A 21,749-nucleotide genomic window follows, 5' to 3' on the forward strand; every position below is an offset into this window, starting at 1 on the left:
GGCTTTGCCGGGCCGCAGGCGCAGCGGCCCCCTCGGGGGGCATGGCGCTACACGCAGTGAGCAACCGTGGGGGTATAATCAGAGGCTTTGCTAAGCATCATCCGCAGAACTCCTCCCCGGATTAAAGGAAATTAATTATGGCTACCGCCAAACCCAAGAAAAAGAACCCCCGCCTGGCCTCAGGCCGCAAACGCGTCCGCCAGGACACCAAACTCAACGCCGCCAACACCTCGCTGCGCTCGAAATACCGCACCGCCGTGAAAAACGTCGAAAAAGCTGTCGCCGCCGGCGACAAGACCAAAGCCACCGAACTCTTCGCCAAGGCGCAGAGTGTTGTGGACATGATTGCCGACAAGGGCATCTTCCACAAGAACAAGGCAGCGCGCGACAAGAGCCGCCTGTCCACCAAGGTGAAGGCTCTCGCCCTCGCCGCCCCCAAAGCGGCCTGATACCCAGGTCCATCGCCCGGACTGATCTTCAGTCCGCCGTTTCGCAGGGTGCGCTGCCAGCAAAACAAAAAAGCCGTCGCAAGACGGCTTTTTTGTTTCCGGCATCCACTGTCCGGTCAGAGCCTGGGCGCGTCCGGTATCAAACAGGCCTCGGCCATCTGCAGGTCATTGTCCTTCGCAAAGTTGATTGCAAAGTCCCAGGCCATGGGTTCGGCCTCGCGCAGTTCGCTGTTGACCACCACACATTTGACGCCATTGATCACCGTGGGCACACACCAGGGCGAGTAGGTCAGGTGGCTGCCGGGTTGTGGTCCACCGGGGCGGAACTGGCTCATCACGCCACACAAGCGGTCTGCCCAGTCGCTGGGGCGAAAGGTCTTGCCATCACGGGTGATGCCTTGAATGAAGACTTCTTTGGCGGAGTTGGAGACCATTCGGGTTGAAGGTTTTTAGCGTGCCAGAGGCGGGGATATTGCCTCATGCTGCACCGCACAATGATTCTATCTTATATAAGACTTGAGACCTGGCAGCAAGCGCCTGCGCGCCGCATGACTGTGATGCAACATCCTCACCAAAGACGCAAAAGCCTGCGCCTAAAATCACCTCAGGCCGCTTTTCTGTGGCGGCCTCCTGTTTTTGTCACGCCCCGGAGTTTCCTTATGACCGCTGCCCTGCCTTCCCACATCGAAGTCGCCTCGCCTCACGTGATGAACACCTATGGCCGTCTGCCGATCGCGCTGTCGCACGGCCAGGGTTGCCGTGTCTGGGACGTCAACGGCAAGGAGTATCTCGACGGTTTGGGCGGTATCGCCGTCAATACCCTGGGCCATAACCACCCGCGCCTGGTGCCGGCGCTGCAGGACCAGATCGCCAAAATCATCCACAGCTCCAATTACTACCACGTGCCGGGGCAGGAGACACTGGCGGCGAAGCTGGTCGAGCTGTCGGGCATGGAAAACGTGTTCTTCTGCTCCACGGGGCTCGAAGCCAATGAAGCCGCGCTGAAGCTGGCGCGCAAGTTCGGCCACGACAAGGGCATAGATCGCCCCGAGATCGTGGTGTACGAAAAAGCTTTTCACGGCCGCAGCATTGCCACGCTCAGCGCCACGGGCAACTCCAAGGTGCAGGCCGGTTTTGGACCACTGGTCGAAGGGTTCATCCGCGTTCCGCTCAACGACGTGGCCGCGCTGGAAACCGCTACCGACGGCAACCCGAATGTGGTCGCGGTATTTTTTGAAGCGATCCAGGGCGAAGGCGGCATCCACCCCATGGATGCCGGCTACATGCAGCAGGTGCGCAAGCTCTGCGACCAGAACGACTGGCTGCTGATGATCGACGAGGTGCAGTGCGGCATGGGCCGCACCGGCAAGTGGTTTGCGCACCAGTGGGCCGGCATTCAGCCCGACGTCATGCCGCTGGCCAAAGGTCTGGGCTCAGGCGTGCCGATAGGCGCCGTGGTGGCCGGCCCCAAAGCCGCACACATTTTCGCTCCGGGCAACCACGGCACCACCTTCGGCGGCAACCCGCTGGCCATGCGCGCCGGCATCGAGACGATTCGCATCATGGAGGAAGACGGCCTGCTGGCCCATGCTGCCAAAGTCGGCGCTCACCTGAAGGCGGCACTGGAGCGTGAACTTGCCGCCGAACTGAAAACGGGCGGTGTGCGTGAAATCCGCGGTTTCGGCCTGATGCTCGGCATCGATCTGGCGAAACCCTGTGGCGAGATCCTCAACCGTGCCGCCGACAAGGGCCTGCTGCTCAGCGTGACGGCCGACAGCGTGATCCGGCTGGTGCCGCCACTGATCCTCAGCGAAGCCGAGGCCGACGAAATCGTGGCCATCCTGTGCCCGTTGATCAAGCAGTTTCTGGGGGAAAAGCCATGAGCAGCGCCCCAGCCTCAACCAAGATGCGCCACTACCTGCAGTTCAGCGACTTCAACGCCGCCGAATACGCCTATATTTTTGAGCGCGCCGCGCTGATCAAGAAAAAATTCAAGGCCTATGAGAAACACCAACCGCTGGTGGACCGCACGCTGGCCATGATTTTTGAAAAAGCCTCGACCCGCACGCGCGTGAGTTTTGAAACCGGCATGTACCAGATGGGCGGCAGCGTGGTGCACCTGACCACTGGCGACAGCCAGCTCGGCCGCTCCGAGCCGATCGAAGACAGCGCCCGCGTGATCAGCCGCATGGTGGACCTGGTGATGATCCGCACTTACGAGCAAACCAAGATCGAGCTGTTTGCCGAACATTCACGCGTGCCGGTCATCAACGGCCTGACCAACGAGTTCCACCCCTGCCAGATCCTGGCTGACATTTTCACCTACATCGAGCACCGCGGTTCCATCCAAGGCAAAACCGTGGCCTGGGTCGGTGACGGCAACAACATGGCCAACACCTGGCTGCAAGCCAGCGAAATCCTCGGCTTCAAGGTGCACCTGAGCACACCCACCGGCTACGAAGTGGACCAATCTGTGGCCGGCATCCGGTCGGCCGACAGCTACAAGGTTTTCAGGGACCCGATGCAGGCCTGCGCCGGTGCCGACCTGGTGACCACAGACGTGTGGACCAGCATGGGTTACGAGGCCGAAAACGAGGAACGCAAGAAAGCTTTTGCCGACTGGTGTGTGGACCTTGAGATGATGAAGATTGCCAAACCCGATGCGCTCTTCATGCACTGCCTGCCCGCGCATCGCGGTGAGGAGGTCCAAGCCGATGTGATCGACGGGCCGCAGTCCGTGGTCTGGGATGAAGCGGAGAATCGGCTGCATGTGCAAAAGGCGTTGATGGAGTTCCTGCTGCTCGGCAAGGTGGCTTGAGGGGTTTCAGGCATTGCGCAGCAGCAGCAGCCTGCAGTGGCAGGTGTCTGGCCTACCCGCTGCCGCCCGGATATCTCTGAGCCGGTCCCTGCGCAACATCTTCAAAGGCGTCTCCCCGCCGATGGACTCGCCACCCCTATCGCCCCGCGTCCTTGTCCCTGCCCCGCAGTTACCATGTAGCCACAACAACATGGCAGCCATCCGGGGCCGAAGAGGAAAAACTCATGCAACGCATCGTCATCGTCGGGGGAGGCGCAGGCGGGCTGGCACTGGCCACCCAGTTGGGCAAACTTTTGGGCAAAAAGGGCCTGGCTGAGATCGCGCTGGTTGATGCCGCGCGCACGCATGTGTGGAAGCCACTGCTGCACCAGCTGGCGGCCGGCAGCTTCGACACCCACGCGGAAGAAATCGAATACCTGGCGCAGGCTCGCTGGAACCACTTCAAGTTCCGCCTGGGGCGCCTGGAAGGAGTGGACCGCAGCGCCAAAACCCTGCAGCTCGCCGCCAGCCACGACGAGGCTGGGCGTGAGATCACGCCGGCCCAGGAGCTGGCCTACGACACGCTGGTGATTGCCGTGGGCAGCCAGACCAATGACTTCGGCACACCCGGTGCGGCCGAACACACGATCAAGCTGGACAGCCCGCAAGCCGCCAAACGCTTCAACGACCGCCTGATCAATGCCTGCATCCGCGCGCAGACTGTGCCGCGTAGCGCGGGCAGTGGTCGCCTGACGGTGGCCATCGTCGGCGGGGGCGCCACCGGGGTGGAACTTGCCGCCGAACTGCATGCCTCGGCCAAAGTGCTGGCCAACTACGGCTTTGACCACATCCACCCCGAAAAAGACTTGCAAATCGTGCTGGTCGAGGCTGCGCCGCGCCTGCTCGCGCAATTGCCGGAGCGCCTGAGCGAATCGGCGCTGCGGGAACTGCGCAAGCTGGCCATCGAGGTGCACACCAACGAGAAGGTGATCGAGGTCACCGATAGCAGTCTGAAGATGGCCAGCGGCAAGGTGATCTCGTCCAGCCTCACGGTCTGGGCCGCTGGCGTGAAGGCCGCTGACTTCCTGAAAACACTTGGCGGCGCGCAGCCGCTGGAGACCAACAAGCTCAACCAGCTGGTGGTCAACGGCAACCTGCAGACGGTCGACGCCAGCATTTACGCCTTTGGCGACTGTGCCGCCTGCCAGCAACCGGATGGCACCTGGGTGCCGCCGCGCGCCCAGGCGGCCTATCAGCAGGCGATGTACCTGGTGAAGGCCCTGCCGCGCCTGCAACGCGGTGAGCCGGTCTCCCCGTTTGTCTTCAGGGACCAGGGTTCGCTGGTCTCGCTGTCGGAATACTCCTCGGTCGGCAGCCTGATGGGCAGCCTGACCAAGGGCAGTTTTTTTGTCGAAGGTCAAATCGCAAAGATCATGTACTGGGCGCTGCACAAACAGCACCAGCTGGCCTTGGGCGGCTGGAAAAAAACCGCGCTGATCACGCTGTCGGAAATGATTGACCGCACCTACCGTCCGCGCATCAAGTTGCATTGATAATCAGCGGCATTCCCATCAATCAACGGAGAAAACCATGGCAAAAGGACAGCAGAACAAGGACAAGATGGTCAAGAAACCGAAAAAGGACACCACGCCACCGAAGGGGGTGTCGCCCGATGCGGTGCGCCCGACCGTCGTCACGCAAATCCCCCTGCGCGGCAAACTCAAGAACAAATAAGACAGTGACTGCCTCTGCAGCGCAGGGATTCTCCGCAGGGCCATCCCGGGAAAACCCAGCCAGGGCAGCGGAACCGGCTTTGCCGGGCCGCAGGCACAGCGACCCCAAGGGGCAGGAGTCTGCGGCTCCAAAACTGCCTGCGCAGGTTTGGGCAGGCGACAGAAGCGAAGCCTCTGGCGAGCGATGGCCAGCAAGGCCTCGTGAAGTACACGACGTGACGAGCGTGGGGGCTCTATGAAAGACCCGCTGCATGGCGTCACACTGGAAGCCATGGTCACCGCCTTGTCGGGTCACTATGGCTGGGACGGGCTCGGCCAGCGCATTGCGATTCGCTGCTTCACCCTGGAACCCAGCGTGCCGTCCAGCCTGAAGTTTCTGCGCAAGACACCCTGGGCCCGGGAAAAGGTCGAAAGCCTCTACCTCTTCATGCTGCGCGAGCAGCGGCGTGCCGCCCCCACGGTGCACAACTTCCCGCCGCCAAAAACTTAAGCACCCAGCGGGTTGGAAAACAGCAGCATCATGGCCACGCCCACACCAATCAGGAAGTTGGCGTCAATCAGGCCGGCCAGCAAAAACATCTTGACCTGCAGAGGCTCCATCAGTTCGGGCTGGCGCACCGAGCCTTCGATGAAACGCCCGCCCATGACGCCTATGCCCAGGCAGGCGCCTACCGCGCCCAGGCCGATCATCAAGCCACATGCAATGGAAATGGCACCTGCGTCCGTCATGGTTTTTCTCCTTGGTTTCAAACTTGCCGATGACTGAATGATGCTGGCCGGCCCATTGCAAAACAATGACCTCGCAGGTCATGTACCCGTGCCAGCAGGCTTTACGCTGCTGTATGCGGACGACTGCCTGCTGGTGCTGGACAAGCCGGCGGGCCTGCTGTCGGTACCCGGCAAAGGCGGGGACAAGCAGGATTGCCTGAGCGCGCGGGTATTGCAACATTACCCCGAAGCGCTGGTGGTGCACCGGCTGGACATGGCGACCTCCGGCCTGTTGCTGATGGCACGCAGCCGCACCGTACAGCGCACGCTGAGCCAGGCCTTCGCAGAGCGGGCGGTTCACAAGACCTACGAAGCCGTGGTGCATGGCCATGCGGCTGGCCTGTTGCAGGGCAGTGACGCCTGGAACGTCATCGATCTGCCGGTTGCCCTGGACTGGCCCCGGCGCCCGCTGCGGGTCATCGATGCGGCGCTGGGTAAGGCCAGCGTGACACGTTGGCAGGTGCGCAGCCATGGTCTCGACAGCACGCGGCTGGCCCTGGAACCCGTGACTGGCAGGTCGCATCAACTGCGCGTGCACCTGCAGGCACTCGGCCATCCCATTCTGGGCGACAGGCTTTATGCGCCGGAGGCTGTACAGGCCCGTGCGCCACGCCTGCTGCTGCATGCCTGCACACTGCGCCTGGCGCACCCGGTCAGCGGCGAGGCGCTGCGGTTTGAAAGCGGCGTTCCCTTTTGAAGCTGTCGCCCGCCTGGCCTCGCGGAACTTCGGCACGCCTGCGGTCTCCCATGGAGACCACGGAGATCACCATGCCGATGCTGACGCAACCAGCCCTACCTCTTTTTTCGACGGAGCCCGCCGGGCTGCTGCGCCGCCGCACCGTGGCGGCGGCCCTGGTGGCAGCGCCGGCCCTGTGGCTCGGGGCGCGTGCCCAGCCCACGCCAGCGCGCCGCGCGACGCCCGCGCAGTCAGAGGGGCCGTTTTACCCGCTGGACTTTCCCAAAGACAGCGACCACGACCTGCTGCGAAACGGCAGGCTGAATTATTCCGAAGGACGGCTTGCCTGGGTCGAGGGCCAGGTCACCGACCTGGGCGGCAAAGCGCTGGCCGGCGCAGAGGTGCATATCTGGCAGTGCGACCACGCCGGGCACTACCACCACCCCGGGGACGGCGGCCGTGCGGACGAGCGCTTCCAGGGCTTCGGCCGCGTCACGCTGGGCGCCGACGGCCGCTACCGCTTTCGCACCATCCGGCCGGCCGCCTACAGCGGCCGCGCGCCACACATCCATGTCAAGGTCCGGCTCGGCCAGCGCGAACTGCTGACCACGCAGCTGTACGTCGCGGACGACCCCGGTAATGCGCGTGACGGCCTGTGGCGACGGCTGGACGCCGCCGGCCGCGCGGCACTGACGGTGCCCTTCAAACCGGGCAGCGATGGTTTGTGGGCCAGTTTCCCGATGGTGGTCGAAGCGTGAAGGCCGGACTTCCCGCCGCCATTTGTCGGTAATATCGACAGCCATGACCCAACACCTTTTTATTCTGACCGGTGCCTCACGCGGCATGGGGCTGGCCATGGCCAGGAAGCTTCTCAAGCCGGGCAACAGCCTGCTGTGCATCTCGCGCAAGACCAACGAAACATTGGCGGCGCAAGCCAGGATGGCTGACACCCCGCTGCTGCAGTGGGCGCAGGATCTTGCCAACAGCATTGAGACCAGCGCGCGCCTGGAACAGTGGCTGCGCGAGCAGGCGCATGGCAGTTTTTCCACCGCCGTGCTGATCAACAATGCCGGCATGATTCCGGGCATCGGCCCGCTGAGCGATGCGGACGCCGATAACTTGCACCAAGGACTCAGCGTCGGGCTGGAGGCGCCCATGCAACTCACGGCGTCTTTCCTGCGCGCCACCCAAGGCTGGAGCGCCCGCCGCAAGATACTGAACATTTCTTCGGGACTGGGCCGCAAGGCCATGGCTTCGCAATCGATTTACTGCGCGGCCAAGGCCGGCATGGATCACTTCACGCGCTGCGTGGCGCTGGAAGAGGCGCTCAAGCCCAACGGCGCCGCCATCTGCTCGCTGGCGCCGGGAGTGATCGACACTGACATGCAAACCCAGCTGCGCGGTGCTGACGCCTCGGCCTTTCCCGATCAAGCCAATTTCATCAGCCTCAAGGACAAGGGCCAGCTAACCTCGCCCGACGAAGCCGCCGCGCGCATCCTGGCCTACCTTGCCAGGCCGGATTTTGGCAGCCAGCCAGTCGCGGATGTCCGCGACTGATCTGTCAGCTGCGATTTTGATAGCTGTCTGCGCTTGCTGCATAAGGGCTGGAGGCTCATTTCTTCGTGAAATCGACTGTGTACGTGGTTCGACGTCTGTAAAGCGTCACGCTGCGTCCCCGGCTTACCGTCGACAGTAGGTCCAACTCCCCACTCCCAACCCCCCGCCCTTCCCTTGCCCCGCTGGGCGATGGAAGGGAGCCACATTTGGCCGCGTGCGCTGCGCACGCGTGCAAGCATGACGGTCTCTTGGGATTCCCGTCCCTGAAGCGCTTCGCGCTTCATGCACTCAGGATTTGGATTCGGTCTTGGGTATTAGTCTTCTCCCCCACCCGTCGGGCTGGGCCGAGGAGCGCAGCCGACAACGGATCAGGGCGAGCGATTGTCTGAGGCGCTAGCCGAGTTCGAGCTCGACCCCGTTTTCGGCGAGCACCGCAGGTTGCCCGTAGCATCGCTGCGGGACCCAGACCATCGGGTCGCCTTTTTCTTTGCTTACTTTCTTTTTGGCGACGCAAAAAGAAAGTGAGTTGCTGCCGGGCAACCCCCGGCTTGCTGGCACAACAACCGGCTGGAGCTTGCCCACATGGATCCCGGATCAAGTCCGGGATGACAGCCAACGCTACAAATTCAATAGCTGCCAGCGCCTGTCCCTTATGGGCTGGAGGCCTATTTGATGCTTGAACTTGTGCTCTGTGAAAACGGACAGGGATAAATGCCTCAATCACGAACAATCAGGATCGGCAGGTGGGCATGAGCCAGTACCTGCGCAGCCACGCTGCCGAGCACGAGTTTTTCGAGGCCGCGCCGGCCGTGCGAGCCCATGACGATGAGGTCTGCCTCAACCGCACTCGCAGTTTCGAGAATGCCGCGGTAAATGGTGTGGCTCTCAACAACAGAGGAAGCGACCGCAATACCCGCCGCCTCCAGCGCCTGCCGGGCGCCGGCCAGCGCCTCGTTGGCTTCGGCCGTGGCGGCGCCCAGGTATTGCGCCTGGCCATAGGCGAAATCTGTGCCTACACCGCTGAAGGCATAGGGATCGATCACGTAGATCGCTGTGACGACGCTGTTGAAGGCCTGCGCCAGTCCCCTGGCTTTCTCGACCGCCATCAGCGATGTGGAAGAGCCGTCTACCGGCAACAGGATGTGCTTGAACATGATCGCGATCTCCTCAAAAAAAGTGGCGCCGACCTCAGGCTTCGATCTTCACGCCCTTCCAGAATGCAATGCGGCCCTTGATCTCTTCGGCTTCAGGTTTCGGGTCGGGGTAATACCAGGCGGCGTCGGTGTTCATCTCGCCATTGACCAGCAAGGAGTAGTAGCTGGCCTGGCCCTTCCAGGCGCACATGGTGTGGTGGTTGCTGAAGGTCACATGGTCCCGGTTCAGTGCACTCTCGGGAAAGTAGTGGTTGCCTTCGATGGTCACGATATCGTCGCTTTGCGCAATGACTGCGTCGTTCCAGATGGCTTTCATGACACGTCTTTCATGGGTTACGGATCCGCTGCCGGACCAAGGGTGGAGTTCAAGCAATCTTCGCACAGTCTGCCGCGATGGGGGAGCGGGCAATTTATGTTCTCCGGGCCAAAAAAAAGTGTGAGGGCAAGCCATCACACCTTGTCGGGAAGGCCTTTCAGCCATTGGGGCCTCAGGCCATACGCAGGTTGTTGCCTTCAACAATCACGCGCGAACCGACCGGCACCGAACTCGACACCTCGACGTTGCGGGTCGAACCGTCATTCATGCGCACGCGCACCTGGTAGACGGTGACTGTCTTCATGTTCTGCTCGATCTTGTTGCCGGCAAATGCACCGCCAGCCGCGCCCAGCACGGTCATGGCTGTTTTGCCGCTGCCGCCACCGACCTGGTTGCCAAGCAGGCCACCGATCACGCCGCCGGCCACTGTACCCAGGCCGACCGTGGTATTGCCAACGGCCACGCCGTTGACCTGACCCTGGCGCTGGACCGCCGTCACGGCTTCCACGGTGCCGCAGTCGGCGCAGACCACGGCCTTGGGTGCCGGTGCTTGAGCCACCACGGCAGGACGCTGCTGCACTGCCGGTTTCGCGGGCGCCTGTTTCTCAGGCGCCGTGTTGCTGGCCAGCTTGGTGCTTGTGCTCGACTGCGTCGTCGGGGCCTTGGCATCCGTGCCACCAGGCTGGGCGTCAGACCGGTTGACCACCAGCGCGGCGGCCAGCGCCATCACCGTGACGCCCAGCACCGCCGCAATGGCGATCAACGCCTTGCTGTGCTGCATGCGTTGCGAGAAACCAGGCTGGTTGCCCGGCGCTGCGGGAATCTGATTGTTTGTATCCATGATGGGTACTCCTTGTGTGAGCCCCTGTTGTAACCAACTCCTGTCAACGCGCCTGTAGGACGCAGTGACATCCGTAAGTAAAGGTATGCCGAAGGGGGTGTCCAGCGTGTTTTTTTGCACACTTTCAGGCCACTTCACCGGCTTGTCACCAAGGGTTTGCTGGCGCTTTACACGCCGCCGTGGGGGTGCGTCGGGTCAATCCACAACACCTGCTCGGGTTTTTCGGCCGGCGCGATGTCCAGGTTGATCGCCACCGCCTCGCCATCACTGCGGCACAGCACACACTCCAGCAGCTCGGTCGGACTGGCGTTGATTTCCTGGTGCGGTACATAGGGCGGGACATAAATGAAGTCGCCAGGGCCAGCCTCTGCGGTGAATTCAAGATGCTCGCCCCATCGCATGCGGGCGCGTCCCCTGACGACGTAGATCACGCTTTCAAGGTGGCCATGGTGGTGCGCGCCGGTTTTGGCGTTGGCGTGGATGGTGACCGTGCCGGCCCAAAGCTTTTGCGCACCGACACGGGCGAAGTTGATGGCGGCCTTGCGGTCCATGCCGGGGGTGGACGGGACATTTCCATCGAGCTGTCCGCCTGGCACCACACGCACACCGTCGTGCTTCCAGTCGGTGGGCGGGGATTCGGGGCTGTGGCTGTGGCCGTGGGGAAGCTTGTGGCCGGTGTCGTGGTTCATGGTGTGCCTCCAGGAAATCGGTTACAGCAGCGCCGCGTAAACCAGACTGCGGAACAGCGGCCGGTAGTAATCGCGCTGATTCGGCGCCTGGATCATCAGCAGCGCATACAGGTCTTCGGCGGGATCGACAAAAAAGGTGGTTCCCGCGATGCCCCCCCAGAAATACGAGCCCACCGAGCCAGGCACCGGCGAAATCCCCGCAGCCATGCGTACGGCAAACCCGAGACCGAAGCCGTGGCCCGGAGGCAGCAGGTCGCCAGTGGAGGGGATCCCGCCCAGGTGGTCGGCCGTCATGTAGTCCACCGTGCGCGGACCCAGCAGGCGTGCCCCTTGAAGCTCGCCCCGGTTACGCATGAACTGCAGGAAACGCGCATAGTCCATGGCCGTGGACAGCAAGCCGCCGCCGCCGCTTTCCATGGCAGCAGGACGGCGTGGATCGAGCACCCGCATCGGCACGCCGCCGTCGGGGTCGTGTCCAAACGGTTCGGCAATGCGGTGATGGTCGGCTGCATCCACCGCAAAGGCGGTCTCATGCATGCCCAGCGGCGTGAAAATATTCTGGCGCAGGTAGTCGCCCAGGGCCTGCCCGCTGATGACTTCGACCAGCCGCCCCAGCACGTCCGTGGCGCGGCTGTACTCCCAGACGCTGCCGGGCTGGTGCATCAGGGGCAGTGCAGCCAGGTCGCGCGAAAACTCCGCATTGCTGCGTTCGCGCGAACCCAACTGATGCTGCGCATATTGCCGCTGCACCGCCGCAGCTCCGAGAAACTCATAAGTCAGGCCGGCAGTGTGGCGCAGCAGGTCCTGCACAGTGGCAGGGCGGGCCACGTCTTCAAGGATCACCTGGCCATCACGTTCCACCGCCACCTTCTGGTTGGCAAATTCGGGTAAATGTTGGGCCACCGGGTCACTGAGCAGCAGCTTGCCCTGCTCCATCAGCATCATCACGGCGACCGAGACCACGGGTTTGGTCATTGAGTAAATGCGGAAAATCGCGTCGCGCTGCATGGGCGTTCCCGCTGCCGGGTCCTGCCGGCCCAGGCTTTCGAACAGCGCCAGCTTGCCACGGCGGGCCACCAGCACGACAGCCCCGGGCAAGCGGCCCCGATCTACGTTGGACTGCAACACGTCGAGCATGTGCTGCAAACGCTCGGGACACAAACCCAGCTCGGCGGGCGGGGCGAAATCGAGGTCGGTCATGCTTGCCATGTCAGGCGCCGAAGCGTTCACGCGCCAGGGCCTGCAGTTTTTTCAGCGCAACGTCCCGATCCATGGGTGCCAGTCCGCAGTTGGTGCAGGGCAGCAAACGGTTTTTCGGCACATACTGCAGCGCCTTGCCGATGGTGTCAGCAATCTGCTCGGGCGTTTCAATCTCGTCGCTGGCCACATCGATCACGCCGACCATCACGTCCTTGCCTTCGAGCAGTGCCATCAGGTGCGGCGGCACATGCGAGTGGTAACACTCGAGGCTGACCTGCTGGATGCTGCTTTTAGCCAACGCAGGCAGCACCTGTTCGTACTGGCGCCACTCTTCGCCCAAAGTCTGCTTCCAGTCGTCGTTGGCCTTGATGCCGTAGCCGTAGCAGATGTGGACAGCGGTGGTGCAGGTCAGTCCCTGCGCAGCGCGCTCCAGCGCTAGCACGCCCCAATCGGCGGCGTCTTTCATGTAGACGTTGAAGGCCGGTTCATCGAACTGGATGATGTCCACGCCGTCGGCCTGCAGCGCCAGTGCCTCCTGGTTGAGCAGTTCCGCAAAGGCCATGGCAAGCTTGATACGGTCGCCGTAAAAGCGGTCGGCCACGGTGTCCACAATCGTCATCGGACCGGGCAGCGTGAACTTGATCTTGTGGGTGGTATGCGCTCGCAGCAGCCTGGCCTCGGCCGCATGCACGCGACCCTCGAGTCTGAGCGCGGCCACCACCTGCGGCACCATCGCGTCGTAGCGGTTGTCGCGTATGCCCATCTTGACCTTGTGCTCGAAGTCGATCCCCTCGACCTGCTCCAGAAAGCCATGCACAAAATGCTGGCGTGACTGCTCGCCGTCGCCGATCACGTCCAGCCCGGCGTCTTCCTGCGCCTTGATCCACAGCAGCGTGGCGTCAGCCTTGGCCTGCGCCAGCTCGACGCCTTCGGCTTTCCATTGCGGCCAGAGTTTGCGGGTTTCCGACAGCCAGGCCGGTTTGGGCAGACTGCCTGCAATGGCGGTGCTGAAAATTGGTCTTGCCACGAATGACTCCTGTTGGTGAATGAGGGGTTTTATCAGATCAGTGCGCCTGGCGCGGCACAGAACTGCGCGGCCAGCAATTCATAGGAGCGTCGCCGCGCAGCAGGTTCGTGGGTCCAGGTGATGACCACCAGTTCCTCAACGTCGAGCGCGGCGGACAGAGCGCGCAACTTTTCCGCAACCTGCAGCCCGCTACCCACCAGCGCCGTGCGCCTGAGCTGGTCGACCTGCATCTGCTCGGCAGGGCTGTAGGGCCGCAGCGACACCTCTGCGGGAGATTGCAGCGGCCCGAGCGCACCGCGGTTGCGGTCTATCTTCCAGCGCTCGCGGCCCGAAAAATGATGCCAGGCCTCGGCTTCGGTGTCGGCGGCCAGCGCCCAGACACACAGCGCAGGCTGCGGCTTCGGGTGGTGCGGGCTGGGCCGGTACATGTCACGGTACAGGTTCAGCGCCTCTTCGGCGCCTTGCCCGTCAGTGATGAAATATGCAAACGCATAAGGCAGACCGTAATGCGCCGCCAGCTGCGCGCCATAGTTTGAGCTGCCCAGCATCCACAAGGTGGGGCCGCCCGGTCCGCCCGGCTCGGCAGTGACGCCGCGGCCCGGATGGCCGTCGGGCAATTCGGTGCCGCCAACCCAGGCCTGCAGCTCACGCACCTGCAATGGAAAATCGTCGGCCGCATGGCGCGCATTGGGATTGAGCAGTTGGGCGGTACGCCCGTCTGAGCCGGGCGCACGCCCGACACCGAGGTCGATGCGGCCGGGCGCCAGCGCCTCCAGCACCCGAAACTGCTCGGCCACCTTCAGCGCCGAATAATGCGGCAGCATCACACCCGCACTGCCTATGCGTATGCGCTGGGTGGTCGCGGCAATCGCCGCCATGAGCACTTCGGGCGCGCTGCCGACAATGGTCGGATGGCTGTGGTGCTCGCTGACCCAGAAACGCTCATACCCCAGGGCTTCGCAATGCTGCGCCAGGGCCAGGGTTTCACGGATGGAAGCATTAGCGCTGCGGCCGGTCATAGCCACCGATTGGTCAAGAACAGACAGTCGGATCATGGCTTGACTATAGCCAGACACAGCGATCAATGCTGGCGTACCCGGCTCTGTTCCAATACAAGCTTAGCAACAAGTACCCGGGGCCTCCAGAAATTCGGTTATCGTGATGCAGGGCAAGGCGCACGGAGCGCAGGAACCGGAATGCACTTGGGTGCATGAGGATTCCGAGCACCGCGCAACGCAGCCATGCGCCCGAGAATCGGATTTATGGAAGACTCGAAAAAAATCATGGCACTCAAAGCCACCATCTACAAAGCCCAGCTGGCCATTGCCGACATGGACCGGGGGATCTACGGCGACCACAACGTCACGATCGCGCGCCATCCGTCCGAGGCCGATGAACGCATGATGATCCGGCTGCTGGCCTATGCACTCAATGTGCCGGCCGACGACAAAAAAGGCCATCTTGAATTTGCCAAGGACTTGTGGAACGTCGATGAAGCGGCCCTCTGGCACAAGGACTACACCGACGCAGTGCTGCACTGGATCGACGTCGGCCAGCCCGACGACAAGCGCCTGATGCGCGCCGCCGGCCGCGCCGGTCGGGTCAGCGTTTACAGCTTTGCCAGCAGCACGCCGGTCTGGTGGAAGGCCATTGAAAGCAAATTGACGCGCGCCGCCAACCTGGTGGTCTGGCAGATCGACGCGGCGCAAAGCCAGGCGCTGGCCAAACTCGCCGAGCGCAGCATGCAGCTGCAGGTGTCGGTGCAGGACGGCACGGTCTGGATGAGCACAGCAGCCGATTCGGTGGAGATCACGCCGCGCCGGCTCACTGCAGGCGCTTAGGACCCTGATCCGTATGGCGTTGTGCCAGCCGCAGCGGGCCTGTGATGGTAGAAGGGCAAACGGGCGCCGCAATTAAAGCAGAAATTCGCGTCGGCGGCGTGGCCCTCCGTCAGGCACTCGTGGCAAGTGCGCGTGGTCGGTGCCTGCGACAGCTGCGAGCGCCGCTGCGATGCCATCTCCGCAGTCACAATGCCCGTGGGAACCGCCAGGATGCCCCAGCCCATCAGCATCATGAAGGACGAGATCAGCCGCCCGAGATCGGTCTTGGGCGTGATGTCCCCATAACCCACGGTGGTCACCGTGCTGATGGCCCAGTACACCGAGGTTGGAATGCTGGTGAAGCCGTTGGCGGGACCTTCCACCACGTACATCACCGTGCCCATGACCAGCACCGCCATCAGCACCGCCGACAGGAACACCAGGATCTTGCGCCCGCTGGCCGCCAGCGCGCGCCCGAGAAACTGGTACTCGGCCACATACGCTGCCAGCTTGAACACCCGGAACACGCGCAGCAGGCGCAGCACGCGCACGTCGATCAACGCATGTAACTCCGGGAAAAACAGCGCCAGGTACGTCGGCAACACCGCGATCAGGTCAATGATGCCGAAAAAGCTCGTCGCGTATTGCATCGGCCGCCGCACGCAAAGCAGACGGGCGATGTATTCCGCCGTGAACAGCAGGGTAAAAATCCATTCGAGCGATGCAAGCGACCGGCCGTGGCGCAGATGAATGGCCTGCACGCTGTCGGCCATCACCACCACAATGCTCAACAGGATGACAACAATCAATCCCAGGTCAAACCACCGGCCCGCACGGGTGTCTGCTTCGAAAATAATGGTGTACCAGCGCAGCCGCCAGCCAGCCAGTGGCTTGTCGTCGGTGGGGAGGGGACCTGGAGTTTGGGATGGGGCCATGTTTGTTCGCGGGGTACCGGAGTCGCCGCTGTTGTTCAATGTTGCACCTGCACCTTACCCGCCTTTGGCCCCGCCTTGGGCACCAGGCAGAGATTTTTCGGCTGGCATCTGCCAGGCGGGCAAGTCAGCCATGATTTTTATAGGCGGTTGCGCTTGCTGCATAAGGGCCAGGGGCCTTTTCCCGTTGTAGTTGAAGGCTTCACCGCAAACAGTGGCCTGCCGCTTACTCCAACCGGGACAGGGCCGTGGGCTTGAAACCCAGATCGGCAACCTTGCCCTTGCGCGCCCGCGCAGTCCGGGCGTTGTTCAGGCTGCGTATCTCCAGGGTTTCGTCGCGCAGCTTGCCGCCCCGGCCTATGCCTTCGATGCTCACGCTGCGGGTGTAGGCCGCCGCGCCGGCCAGCGTGTCCTTGGCGTCCAGGTCGATCAGCACCAGACCCCGCCCACCGGCGGGCTGGGTCTTGAGTTCGCTGATGTCGAAGGTCAGGATGCGTCCCCCCGTGGAGGCACAGGCGACATGGGTGGCCGGGGCCAGGGGCACGGAACCGCTGCTGCCCGAGACATGTGACGGCCTGCAAATGGCCTCGCCCTCGGCGCAGCTGATGAAGGCCTTGCCGGCCTTGAGCCGCGTGGACATGTTTTCAACGCTCGCCAGAAAACCGTAGCCACCGCTGCTGCTGAGCAGCAAGGTGGCGCTGGCCGGCCCGGCGAAGTAATGCGCGGGCTGGGTGCCCGCCTCCAGCTCGATCAGCGTGGTGACCGGCTGCCCGTCGCCACGCGCGCCGGGCAACATCGCCACCGGGATCGAATAGGCACGACCCACGCCCTTGGCGGCCGTGCCGAAAACCAGCAGGCTGTCCACGGTGCGGCATTCAAAAGTGCCATATAGCGCGTCGCCGGACTTGAAGGCAAAACTGCCTGCGTCGTGGCCGTGGCCGTTGCGCGCGCGCACCCAGCCTTTGGCGCTGACGACGACGGTGACCGGCTCGTCCAGCACCTTGACTTCTAGCACGGCTTTTTTATCGGCCTGAATCAAGGTGCGGCGCGCATCGGCAAACTGTTTGGCGTCCGCCTCGATTTCCTTGATCATCAGGCGCTTCAAAGCCGCGGGGCTGTCGAGAATTTCCTCGAGCCTGCCCTGCTCTTCGCGCAGGTTCTTGAGCTCCTGCTCGATCTTGATGGCTTCGAGCCGTGCGAGCTGGCGCAGGCGGATTTCCAGAATGTCCTCGGCCTGCCGGTCGCTGAGATTGAAGCGCGCGATCAGCGCAGCCTTGGGCTCCTCGGCCTGACGGATGAGGGCGATCACTTCGTCGATGTTGAGCAGCACCAGTTGCCGGCCTTCGAGGATGTGGATCCGGTCGAGCACCTTGTCCAGACGGTGCTGCGAACGCCGCTCTATCGTGGTCTGGCGAAAGCTGATCCACTCGGTGAACATCTGGCGCAGGTTTTTCTGCGTCGGCCGGCCGTCCAGTCCGACCATGGTCAGGTTGATGCTGGATGAGCTTTCCAGGCTGGTGTGGGCCAGCAAGGTGGTGATCAGCTCCGCCTGGCTGATGCGACTGGTCTTGGGCTCGAACACCAGACGCACGGCCGCGTCCTTGCTGGACTCGTCGCGCACCACATCGAGCACGGCCAACACGGTCTGCTTGAGCTGGACCTGGTCCAGGCTCAGCGCTTTTTTGCCGGCCTTGATTTTCGGATTGGTGATCTCCTCGATCTCCTCGAGCACACGCTGCGTGCTGACGCCGGGCGGCAACTCCTGCACGACGAGCTGCCACTGGCCGCGCGCCAGGTCCTCGATCTTCCAGCGCGCACGCACCTTGAGCGAGCCGCGCCCCGTGCCGTAGGCGGCGGCGATATCGGCGGCCGTCGAGATGATCTGCCCGCCACCCGGGTAGTCCGGCCCGGCGATCAGCGTATACAGCTCTTCGTCGGTGAGCTTGGGGGTCTTGATCAGCGCGATGCAGGCGTCGGCCACCTCGCGCAGGTTGTGGCTGGGAATCTCGGTGGCCAGGCCGACGGCGATGCCGCTGGCGCCGTTGAGCAACGTGAAGGGCAAACGCGCCGGCAGCTGGCGCGGCTCCTCGAACGATCCGTCGTAGTTCGGCACGAAGTCGACCGTGCCTTCGTCAAGTTCGTCGAGCAGCAGGGTGGTGATTTTCGCCAGCCGCGCCTCGGTGTAACGCATGGCCGCGGCGCCGTCACCGTCGCGGCTGCCGAAGTTGCCCTGACCGTCGATCAGCGGGTAACGCTGGCTGAAGTCCTGCGCCATGCGCACCATCGCGTCATAGGCCGCCTGGTCGCCGTGCGGATGGTATTTGCCCAGCACATCGCCGACCACACGCGCGCTCTTGACCGGCTTGGCGCCGCTGTTGCCGGAAAAGCCCAGGCCCATCCGCGCCATGGCGTACATGATGCGGCGTTGCACGGGTTTTTGACCGTCGCAGAGATCGGGCAAGGCCCGGCCTTTGACCACGCTCAGCGCATATTCAAGATAGGCGCGTTGGGCATAAGCCGCCAGCGACTCCTGGTCGGGCGCGTCGGGGGAGGAAGGCGGGGCAGGCGTAAAAAGGTCGTCCATCGGGGTTCAAACTGCAAAAAAGGATCAGGATCAAAGGGAGTGGCCGGACCGAAGGGCCGGCAGGCCGTCGCAGGGAGTTATGGCCTCGCGCGAAACTGCAGCGCCACGTCAGGACACGGGTACTGCGACCCGGAAGCAGCGGAACAAGATGAAAGTGAAGGGCTAGCGCCCAGGGCAAGGCGCAAGCCGCATCGAAGGCTGACCACCTTCGCAAGGATAGCCACGCCGCCATGGGTGCGAAGACGCGTTTTCATGTTTCGATATTTTCGGGTCGCAGCACCAGAGCCTGTTCACACTATCTGTGCAAGTGCCCTAGTCGCGCTCGACCCGGAACTCCGGTGCGACCGGGCTTTGCACGACCAGGGTCGGCAACTGATTGCCGCGTCCGGTGGCGCCGCCGGCAGGCGAGCTCGATGACATGTTGCTGCCGCCCATCATTTCCATCCTGACGCGACCCGAGCGCCGTGCCTCACCGATCATGCTGGGCGGCTTGAGATGGCTGTAGAGCTGCATCACGGTCTTGACGTAATTTTTGGTCTCGGGATAGTTGGGGATCTTGTTGCCGTAGCGCTGGACCGCACCTTCGCCAGCGTTGTAGGCCGCCACCGCCAGCTCCAGCTGGCCGGGGAACAGGTCGATCAGGTAGCGCAGGTAACGCGAACCGGCACCGATGTTGGTTTTGGGATCGGTCAGCTTTTTTTCGATGGGGGAATTTTTGTCGGCACGCACGCCGTAACGCCGGGCCGTGGGGGGCATCAGCTGCATCAGGCCCACAGCCCCCTTGGGCGACACCGCGTGGGTATTGAAGCCCGACTCGGTGGCAATCAGCGCCTGCAGCAGTTCGTAGTCGATGTCATTGGCCACCGACGCCTCGCGCAGCAAATGTTTGACCGCCTTGTAATTGGGCGAAACGTCGAAAAAGGCCAGCAGACTGGGCGGTGCACCAGGTGATCCCTGGCCGTTGCCCCCCAGGCCGCGAACCCCGCGACTGGTGTCAAAACTCTCGCCGCTGCGAAAAAACAGCTGGTAACGCTCGTCGAGCCGCTCGGCCGAGAAATGCGCCACACCCTGGTCGTCCACATAACCCCAGACATCGGCGCGGGCAGGCGTGCCGGCCAGCAGCAGGGCAGCGGCGGCCACCAAAAATGATAGCTGCTTACGCAAGCTCCATAAGGGCTGAAGCCACTTTTCATACATAAAAAACCTCATGCGCCCCGGTCTTTCCGGGCACTGGGATTCGTGGTGTCCATCGGATCCTTTAAATATCGATCTCCACGGCGTCGCCGTGGAGTTCCATCAATTCGCGCCGCGCTGCGGCTTCGCCTTTGCCCATCAATTTGGTCACCAGGCTCTCGGTCTGGGCAAAGTCCAGATTACCGAGTTGCACGGGTAAAAGGCGACGGGTGTCTGGATTGAGTGTGGTTTCCCATAATTGTTCCGCATTCATTTCGCCCAGGCCCTTGAAACGGCTGATGGCCCAGGCCCCTTCACGCACCCCTTCCTTGCGCAATTTATCCAGAATGGCTGTTAACTCGCCTTCATCGAGCGCGTACGCCTTGGACGCAGGCTTTTTACCCCGGGCGGGGGCGTCCACCCTGAAAAGCGGCGGTCGGGCCACAAACACATGGCCGGTTTCGATCAGTTTGGGGAAATGCCGGAAAAACAGGGTCAACAGCAGAACCTGAATGTGCGAGCCATCGACATCGGCATCGCTGAGGATGCAGACCTTGCCGTAACGCAAGCCGCTCAAATCCGGCGAGTCGTTGGGGCCATGTGGATCGACACCGATGGCCACCGAGATGTCGTGGATTTCGGTGTTGGCAAACAGCCGGTCACGCTCGACCTCCCAGGTGTTGAGCACCTTGCCGCGCAGTGGCAAAATCGCCTGGCTTTCCTTGTCGCGGCCCATCTTGGCACTGCCGCCGGCAGAGTCGCCCTCGACCAGAAACACCTCGTTGTGCGCCAGGTCCTTGCTTTCACAGTCGGTCAGTTTGCCGGGCAGCACGGCCACGCCAGAACCTTTGCGTTTTTCAACCTTCTGGCCGGCTTTCTGCCGCGTTTGCGCGGCCTTGATGGCCAATTCGGCCAGTTTTTTGCCGTAATCGACGTGGTGGTTGAGCCAGAGCTCCAGCGCCGGCCGCACAAAGCTGGAGACCAGCCGAACGGCGTCGCGCGAATTGAGGCGCTCCTTGATCTGGCCCTGGAACTGCGGGTCCAGCACCTTGGCGCTAAGAACGTAACTCGCGCGGGCAAACACGTCCTCAGGCAGCAGCTTGACGCCTTTGGGCAGCAGCGAATGCAGGTCCACAAAACTCTTGACCGCCTGGAACACGCCGTCGCGCAAGCCGCTTTCGTGCGTGCCGCCGGCACTGGTCGGGATCAGGTTGACGTAACTCTCGCGCACCGGCTGGCCGTCTTCGGTAAAGGCTAGGGCCCACTGCGCGCCCTCACCTTCGGCAAAACTGTCGTGCGCGGCATCGGCAAAACCTTCGCCTTCAAACAGAGGGATGACCGGGTCCGCCGGGAGCGTCTGCATCAGGTAGTCACGCAGGCCGCCTTTGTAAATCCAGGCCTGCACCTCTTTGGTCTTTTCCACGACCAGCGTCACGGTGACGCCAGGCATCAACACCGCCTTGCTGCGCAGCAGGTGAGTGAGTTCGGCCATCGGCAAAGCCAATGCTTCAAAGTACTTGGCATCGGGCCAGGCGCGCACTGTGGTGCCGCACTTGCGGTCGCCTTCGCCCGCCTTTCGCAGGTGCAGTTTCTCCAGCACATCGCCACCTGAAAACACCAGCCTGGCAACCATGCCGTCCCGGTAGGAGGTGGCTTCCAGGCGTTTGGACAAGGCATTGGTCACGCTGACACCGACGCCATGCAGGCCGCCGGAAAAGCTGTACGCCCCACCCTTGCCCTTGTCGAACTTGCCGCCGGTGTGCAGACGGGTGAAGACCAGCTCGATCACCGGCGCTTTTTCTTCAGGGTGCAGGCCGTAGGGAATGCCGCGGCCATCATCGTCGATGCTGACCGAGCCGTCGCCATGCAGCGTGACCTTGATCTTCTTGCCGTAGCCGCCCAGCGCTTCGTCGGCCGAGTTGTCCAGCACTTCCTGGATGATGTGCAGCGGGTTGTCGGTGCGCGTGTACATGCCCGGCCGCTGCTTGACGGGCTCCAGGCCCTTGAGCACGCGGATCGAGCCTTCGGAATAG

General features: G+C 62.9%; 23 protein-coding genes. 10 read left to right on the top strand and 13 right to left on the bottom strand.

The genetic code is table 11. From position 1 onward, the window contains the following. Positions 1-137: 137 nt before the first annotated feature. Entirely contained in the window at positions 138-449 is a 312-nt protein-coding gene (rpsT, locus tag ACESMT_RS21250; protein ID WP_372828578.1) for a 30S ribosomal protein S20, read from the top strand. Positions 450-565: 116 nt separating this feature from the next. On the opposite strand, the gene ACESMT_RS21255 is transcribed toward rpsT, so the two are convergent. Beyond that, entirely contained in the window at positions 566-883 is a 318-nt protein-coding gene (locus ACESMT_RS21255; RefSeq protein ID WP_372828579.1) for a DUF3579 domain-containing protein, read from the bottom strand. 225 nt (positions 884-1,108) lie between these two features. Here ACESMT_RS21255 and ACESMT_RS21260 point away from each other — a divergent pair, with 225 nt between their 5' ends. The 5 genes from ACESMT_RS21260 to ACESMT_RS21280 all read left to right on the top strand — a co-directional run bounded on the left by ACESMT_RS21260 (position 1,109) and on the right by ACESMT_RS21280 (position 5,469). Next, complete coding sequence (locus ACESMT_RS21260; RefSeq protein ID WP_372828580.1) at positions 1,109-2,332, top strand: aspartate aminotransferase family protein; 1,224 nt, start codon at positions 1,109-1,111, stop codon at positions 2,330-2,332. Next, a complete protein-coding gene (argF, locus tag ACESMT_RS21265; protein WP_372828581.1) occupies positions 2,329-3,267 on the top strand; it encodes an ornithine carbamoyltransferase in 939 nt (312 codons plus the stop codon). Before ACESMT_RS21260 ends, argF begins: the two co-directional genes overlap by 4 nt. A gap of 224 nt (positions 3,268-3,491) precedes the next feature. Then, entirely contained in the window at positions 3,492-4,799 is a 1,308-nt protein-coding gene (locus ACESMT_RS21270) for an NAD(P)/FAD-dependent oxidoreductase (protein ID WP_372828582.1), read from the top strand. A gap of 37 nt (positions 4,800-4,836) precedes the next feature. After that, on the top strand, positions 4,837-4,980 hold the full coding sequence (locus tag ACESMT_RS21275) for a hypothetical protein (protein WP_372828583.1): 144 nt from the start codon (positions 4,837-4,839) through the stop codon (positions 4,978-4,980). Between the two features lie 234 nt (positions 4,981-5,214). Beyond that, positions 5,215-5,469 carry a VF530 family DNA-binding protein gene (locus ACESMT_RS21280; protein WP_372828584.1) on the top strand — a complete coding sequence of 85 codons (255 nt, stop codon included), beginning with the start codon at positions 5,215-5,217 and terminating at the stop codon, positions 5,467-5,469. Here the strand turns inward: ACESMT_RS21280 and atpE are convergent. Continuing rightward, positions 5,466-5,708, bottom strand: a complete 243-nt coding sequence (gene atpE, locus ACESMT_RS21285; protein ID WP_372828585.1) for a F0F1 ATP synthase subunit C — start codon at positions 5,706-5,708, stop codon at positions 5,466-5,468. The genes ACESMT_RS21280 and atpE overlap by 4 nt on opposite strands. Before the next feature lie 40 nt (positions 5,709-5,748). Between atpE and ACESMT_RS21290 the strand changes: the two genes are divergently transcribed. From ACESMT_RS21290 to ACESMT_RS21300, 3 genes are read left to right on the top strand one after another with little or no spacing between them, the layout of a single operon-like run. Continuing rightward, complete coding sequence (locus ACESMT_RS21290) at positions 5,749-6,444, top strand: RluA family pseudouridine synthase (RefSeq protein WP_372828586.1); 696 nt, start codon at positions 5,749-5,751, stop codon at positions 6,442-6,444. Positions 6,445-6,494: 50 nt separating this feature from the next. Continuing rightward, positions 6,495-7,181: an intradiol ring-cleavage dioxygenase gene (locus ACESMT_RS21295; protein WP_372828587.1), complete on the top strand. Its 687-nt coding sequence runs from the start codon at positions 6,495-6,497 to the stop codon at positions 7,179-7,181. A gap of 43 nt (positions 7,182-7,224) precedes the next feature. Continuing rightward, complete coding sequence (locus ACESMT_RS21300; RefSeq protein ID WP_372828588.1) at positions 7,225-7,980, top strand: SDR family NAD(P)-dependent oxidoreductase; 756 nt, start codon at positions 7,225-7,227, stop codon at positions 7,978-7,980. Between the two features lie 716 nt (positions 7,981-8,696). Here ACESMT_RS21300 and ACESMT_RS21305 read toward each other — a convergent pair. From ACESMT_RS21305 to ACESMT_RS21335, 7 genes are all read right to left on the bottom strand, one after another. After that, positions 8,697-9,134: a universal stress protein gene (locus tag ACESMT_RS21305; RefSeq protein WP_372828589.1), complete on the bottom strand. Its 438-nt coding sequence runs from the start codon at positions 9,132-9,134 to the stop codon at positions 8,697-8,699. Positions 9,135-9,168: 34 nt separating this feature from the next. Next, positions 9,169-9,450: a DUF427 domain-containing protein gene (locus ACESMT_RS21310; RefSeq protein ID WP_372828590.1), complete on the bottom strand. Its 282-nt coding sequence runs from the start codon at positions 9,448-9,450 to the stop codon at positions 9,169-9,171. A 172-nt stretch (positions 9,451-9,622) separates the two neighbouring features. Further along, the gene (locus ACESMT_RS21315; RefSeq protein ID WP_372828591.1) at positions 9,623-10,291 is read right to left on the bottom strand and encodes a glycine zipper 2TM domain-containing protein; all 669 of its coding nucleotides are present in this window, start codon (positions 10,289-10,291) and stop codon (positions 9,623-9,625) included. A 167-nt stretch (positions 10,292-10,458) separates the two neighbouring features. Continuing rightward, positions 10,459-10,980, bottom strand: coding sequence for a cupin domain-containing protein (locus tag ACESMT_RS21320; protein WP_372828592.1), 522 nt, complete (start codon positions 10,978-10,980; stop codon positions 10,459-10,461). A gap of 21 nt (positions 10,981-11,001) precedes the next feature. Then, complete coding sequence (locus tag ACESMT_RS21325; protein WP_372828593.1) at positions 11,002-12,180, bottom strand: serine hydrolase domain-containing protein; 1,179 nt, start codon at positions 12,178-12,180, stop codon at positions 11,002-11,004. Positions 12,181-12,190: 10 nt separating this feature from the next. Further along, positions 12,191-13,195, bottom strand: a complete 1,005-nt coding sequence (locus tag ACESMT_RS21330) for a methionine synthase (RefSeq protein WP_372828599.1) — start codon at positions 13,193-13,195, stop codon at positions 12,191-12,193. A 44-nt stretch (positions 13,196-13,239) separates the two neighbouring features. Beyond that, a complete protein-coding gene (locus tag ACESMT_RS21335) occupies positions 13,240-14,259 on the bottom strand; it encodes an LLM class flavin-dependent oxidoreductase (RefSeq protein WP_372828600.1) in 1,020 nt (339 codons plus the stop codon). Between the two features lie 231 nt (positions 14,260-14,490). On the opposite strand from ACESMT_RS21335, the gene ACESMT_RS21340 reads away from it, so the two are divergent. After that, the gene (locus tag ACESMT_RS21340) at positions 14,491-15,048 is read left to right on the top strand and encodes a YaeQ family protein (RefSeq protein ID WP_372828594.1); all 558 of its coding nucleotides are present in this window, start codon (positions 14,491-14,493) and stop codon (positions 15,046-15,048) included. Here ACESMT_RS21340 and ACESMT_RS21345 read toward each other — a convergent pair. From ACESMT_RS21345 to ACESMT_RS21360, 4 genes are all read right to left on the bottom strand, one after another. Beyond that, entirely contained in the window at positions 15,045-15,962 is a 918-nt protein-coding gene (locus ACESMT_RS21345) for an ion transporter (RefSeq protein WP_372828595.1), read from the bottom strand. The genes ACESMT_RS21340 and ACESMT_RS21345 overlap by 4 nt on opposite strands. A 223-nt stretch (positions 15,963-16,185) precedes the next feature. After that, positions 16,186-18,543, bottom strand: coding sequence for a DNA topoisomerase IV subunit A (parC, locus tag ACESMT_RS21350; RefSeq protein ID WP_372828596.1), 2,358 nt, complete (start codon positions 18,541-18,543; stop codon positions 16,186-16,188). Positions 18,544-18,855: 312 nt separating this feature from the next. After that, complete coding sequence (locus tag ACESMT_RS21355; RefSeq protein WP_372828597.1) at positions 18,856-19,740, bottom strand: lytic transglycosylase domain-containing protein; 885 nt, start codon at positions 19,738-19,740, stop codon at positions 18,856-18,858. A gap of 61 nt (positions 19,741-19,801) precedes the next feature. Next, on the bottom strand, positions 19,802-21,749 hold a 1,948-nt coding region (locus tag ACESMT_RS21360; protein WP_372828598.1), incomplete at its 5' end, for a DNA topoisomerase IV subunit B.

Source organism: Polaromonas sp. (assembly GCF_041689105.1).
GTDB lineage: Bacteria > Pseudomonadota > Gammaproteobacteria > Burkholderiales > Burkholderiaceae_C > Polaromonas.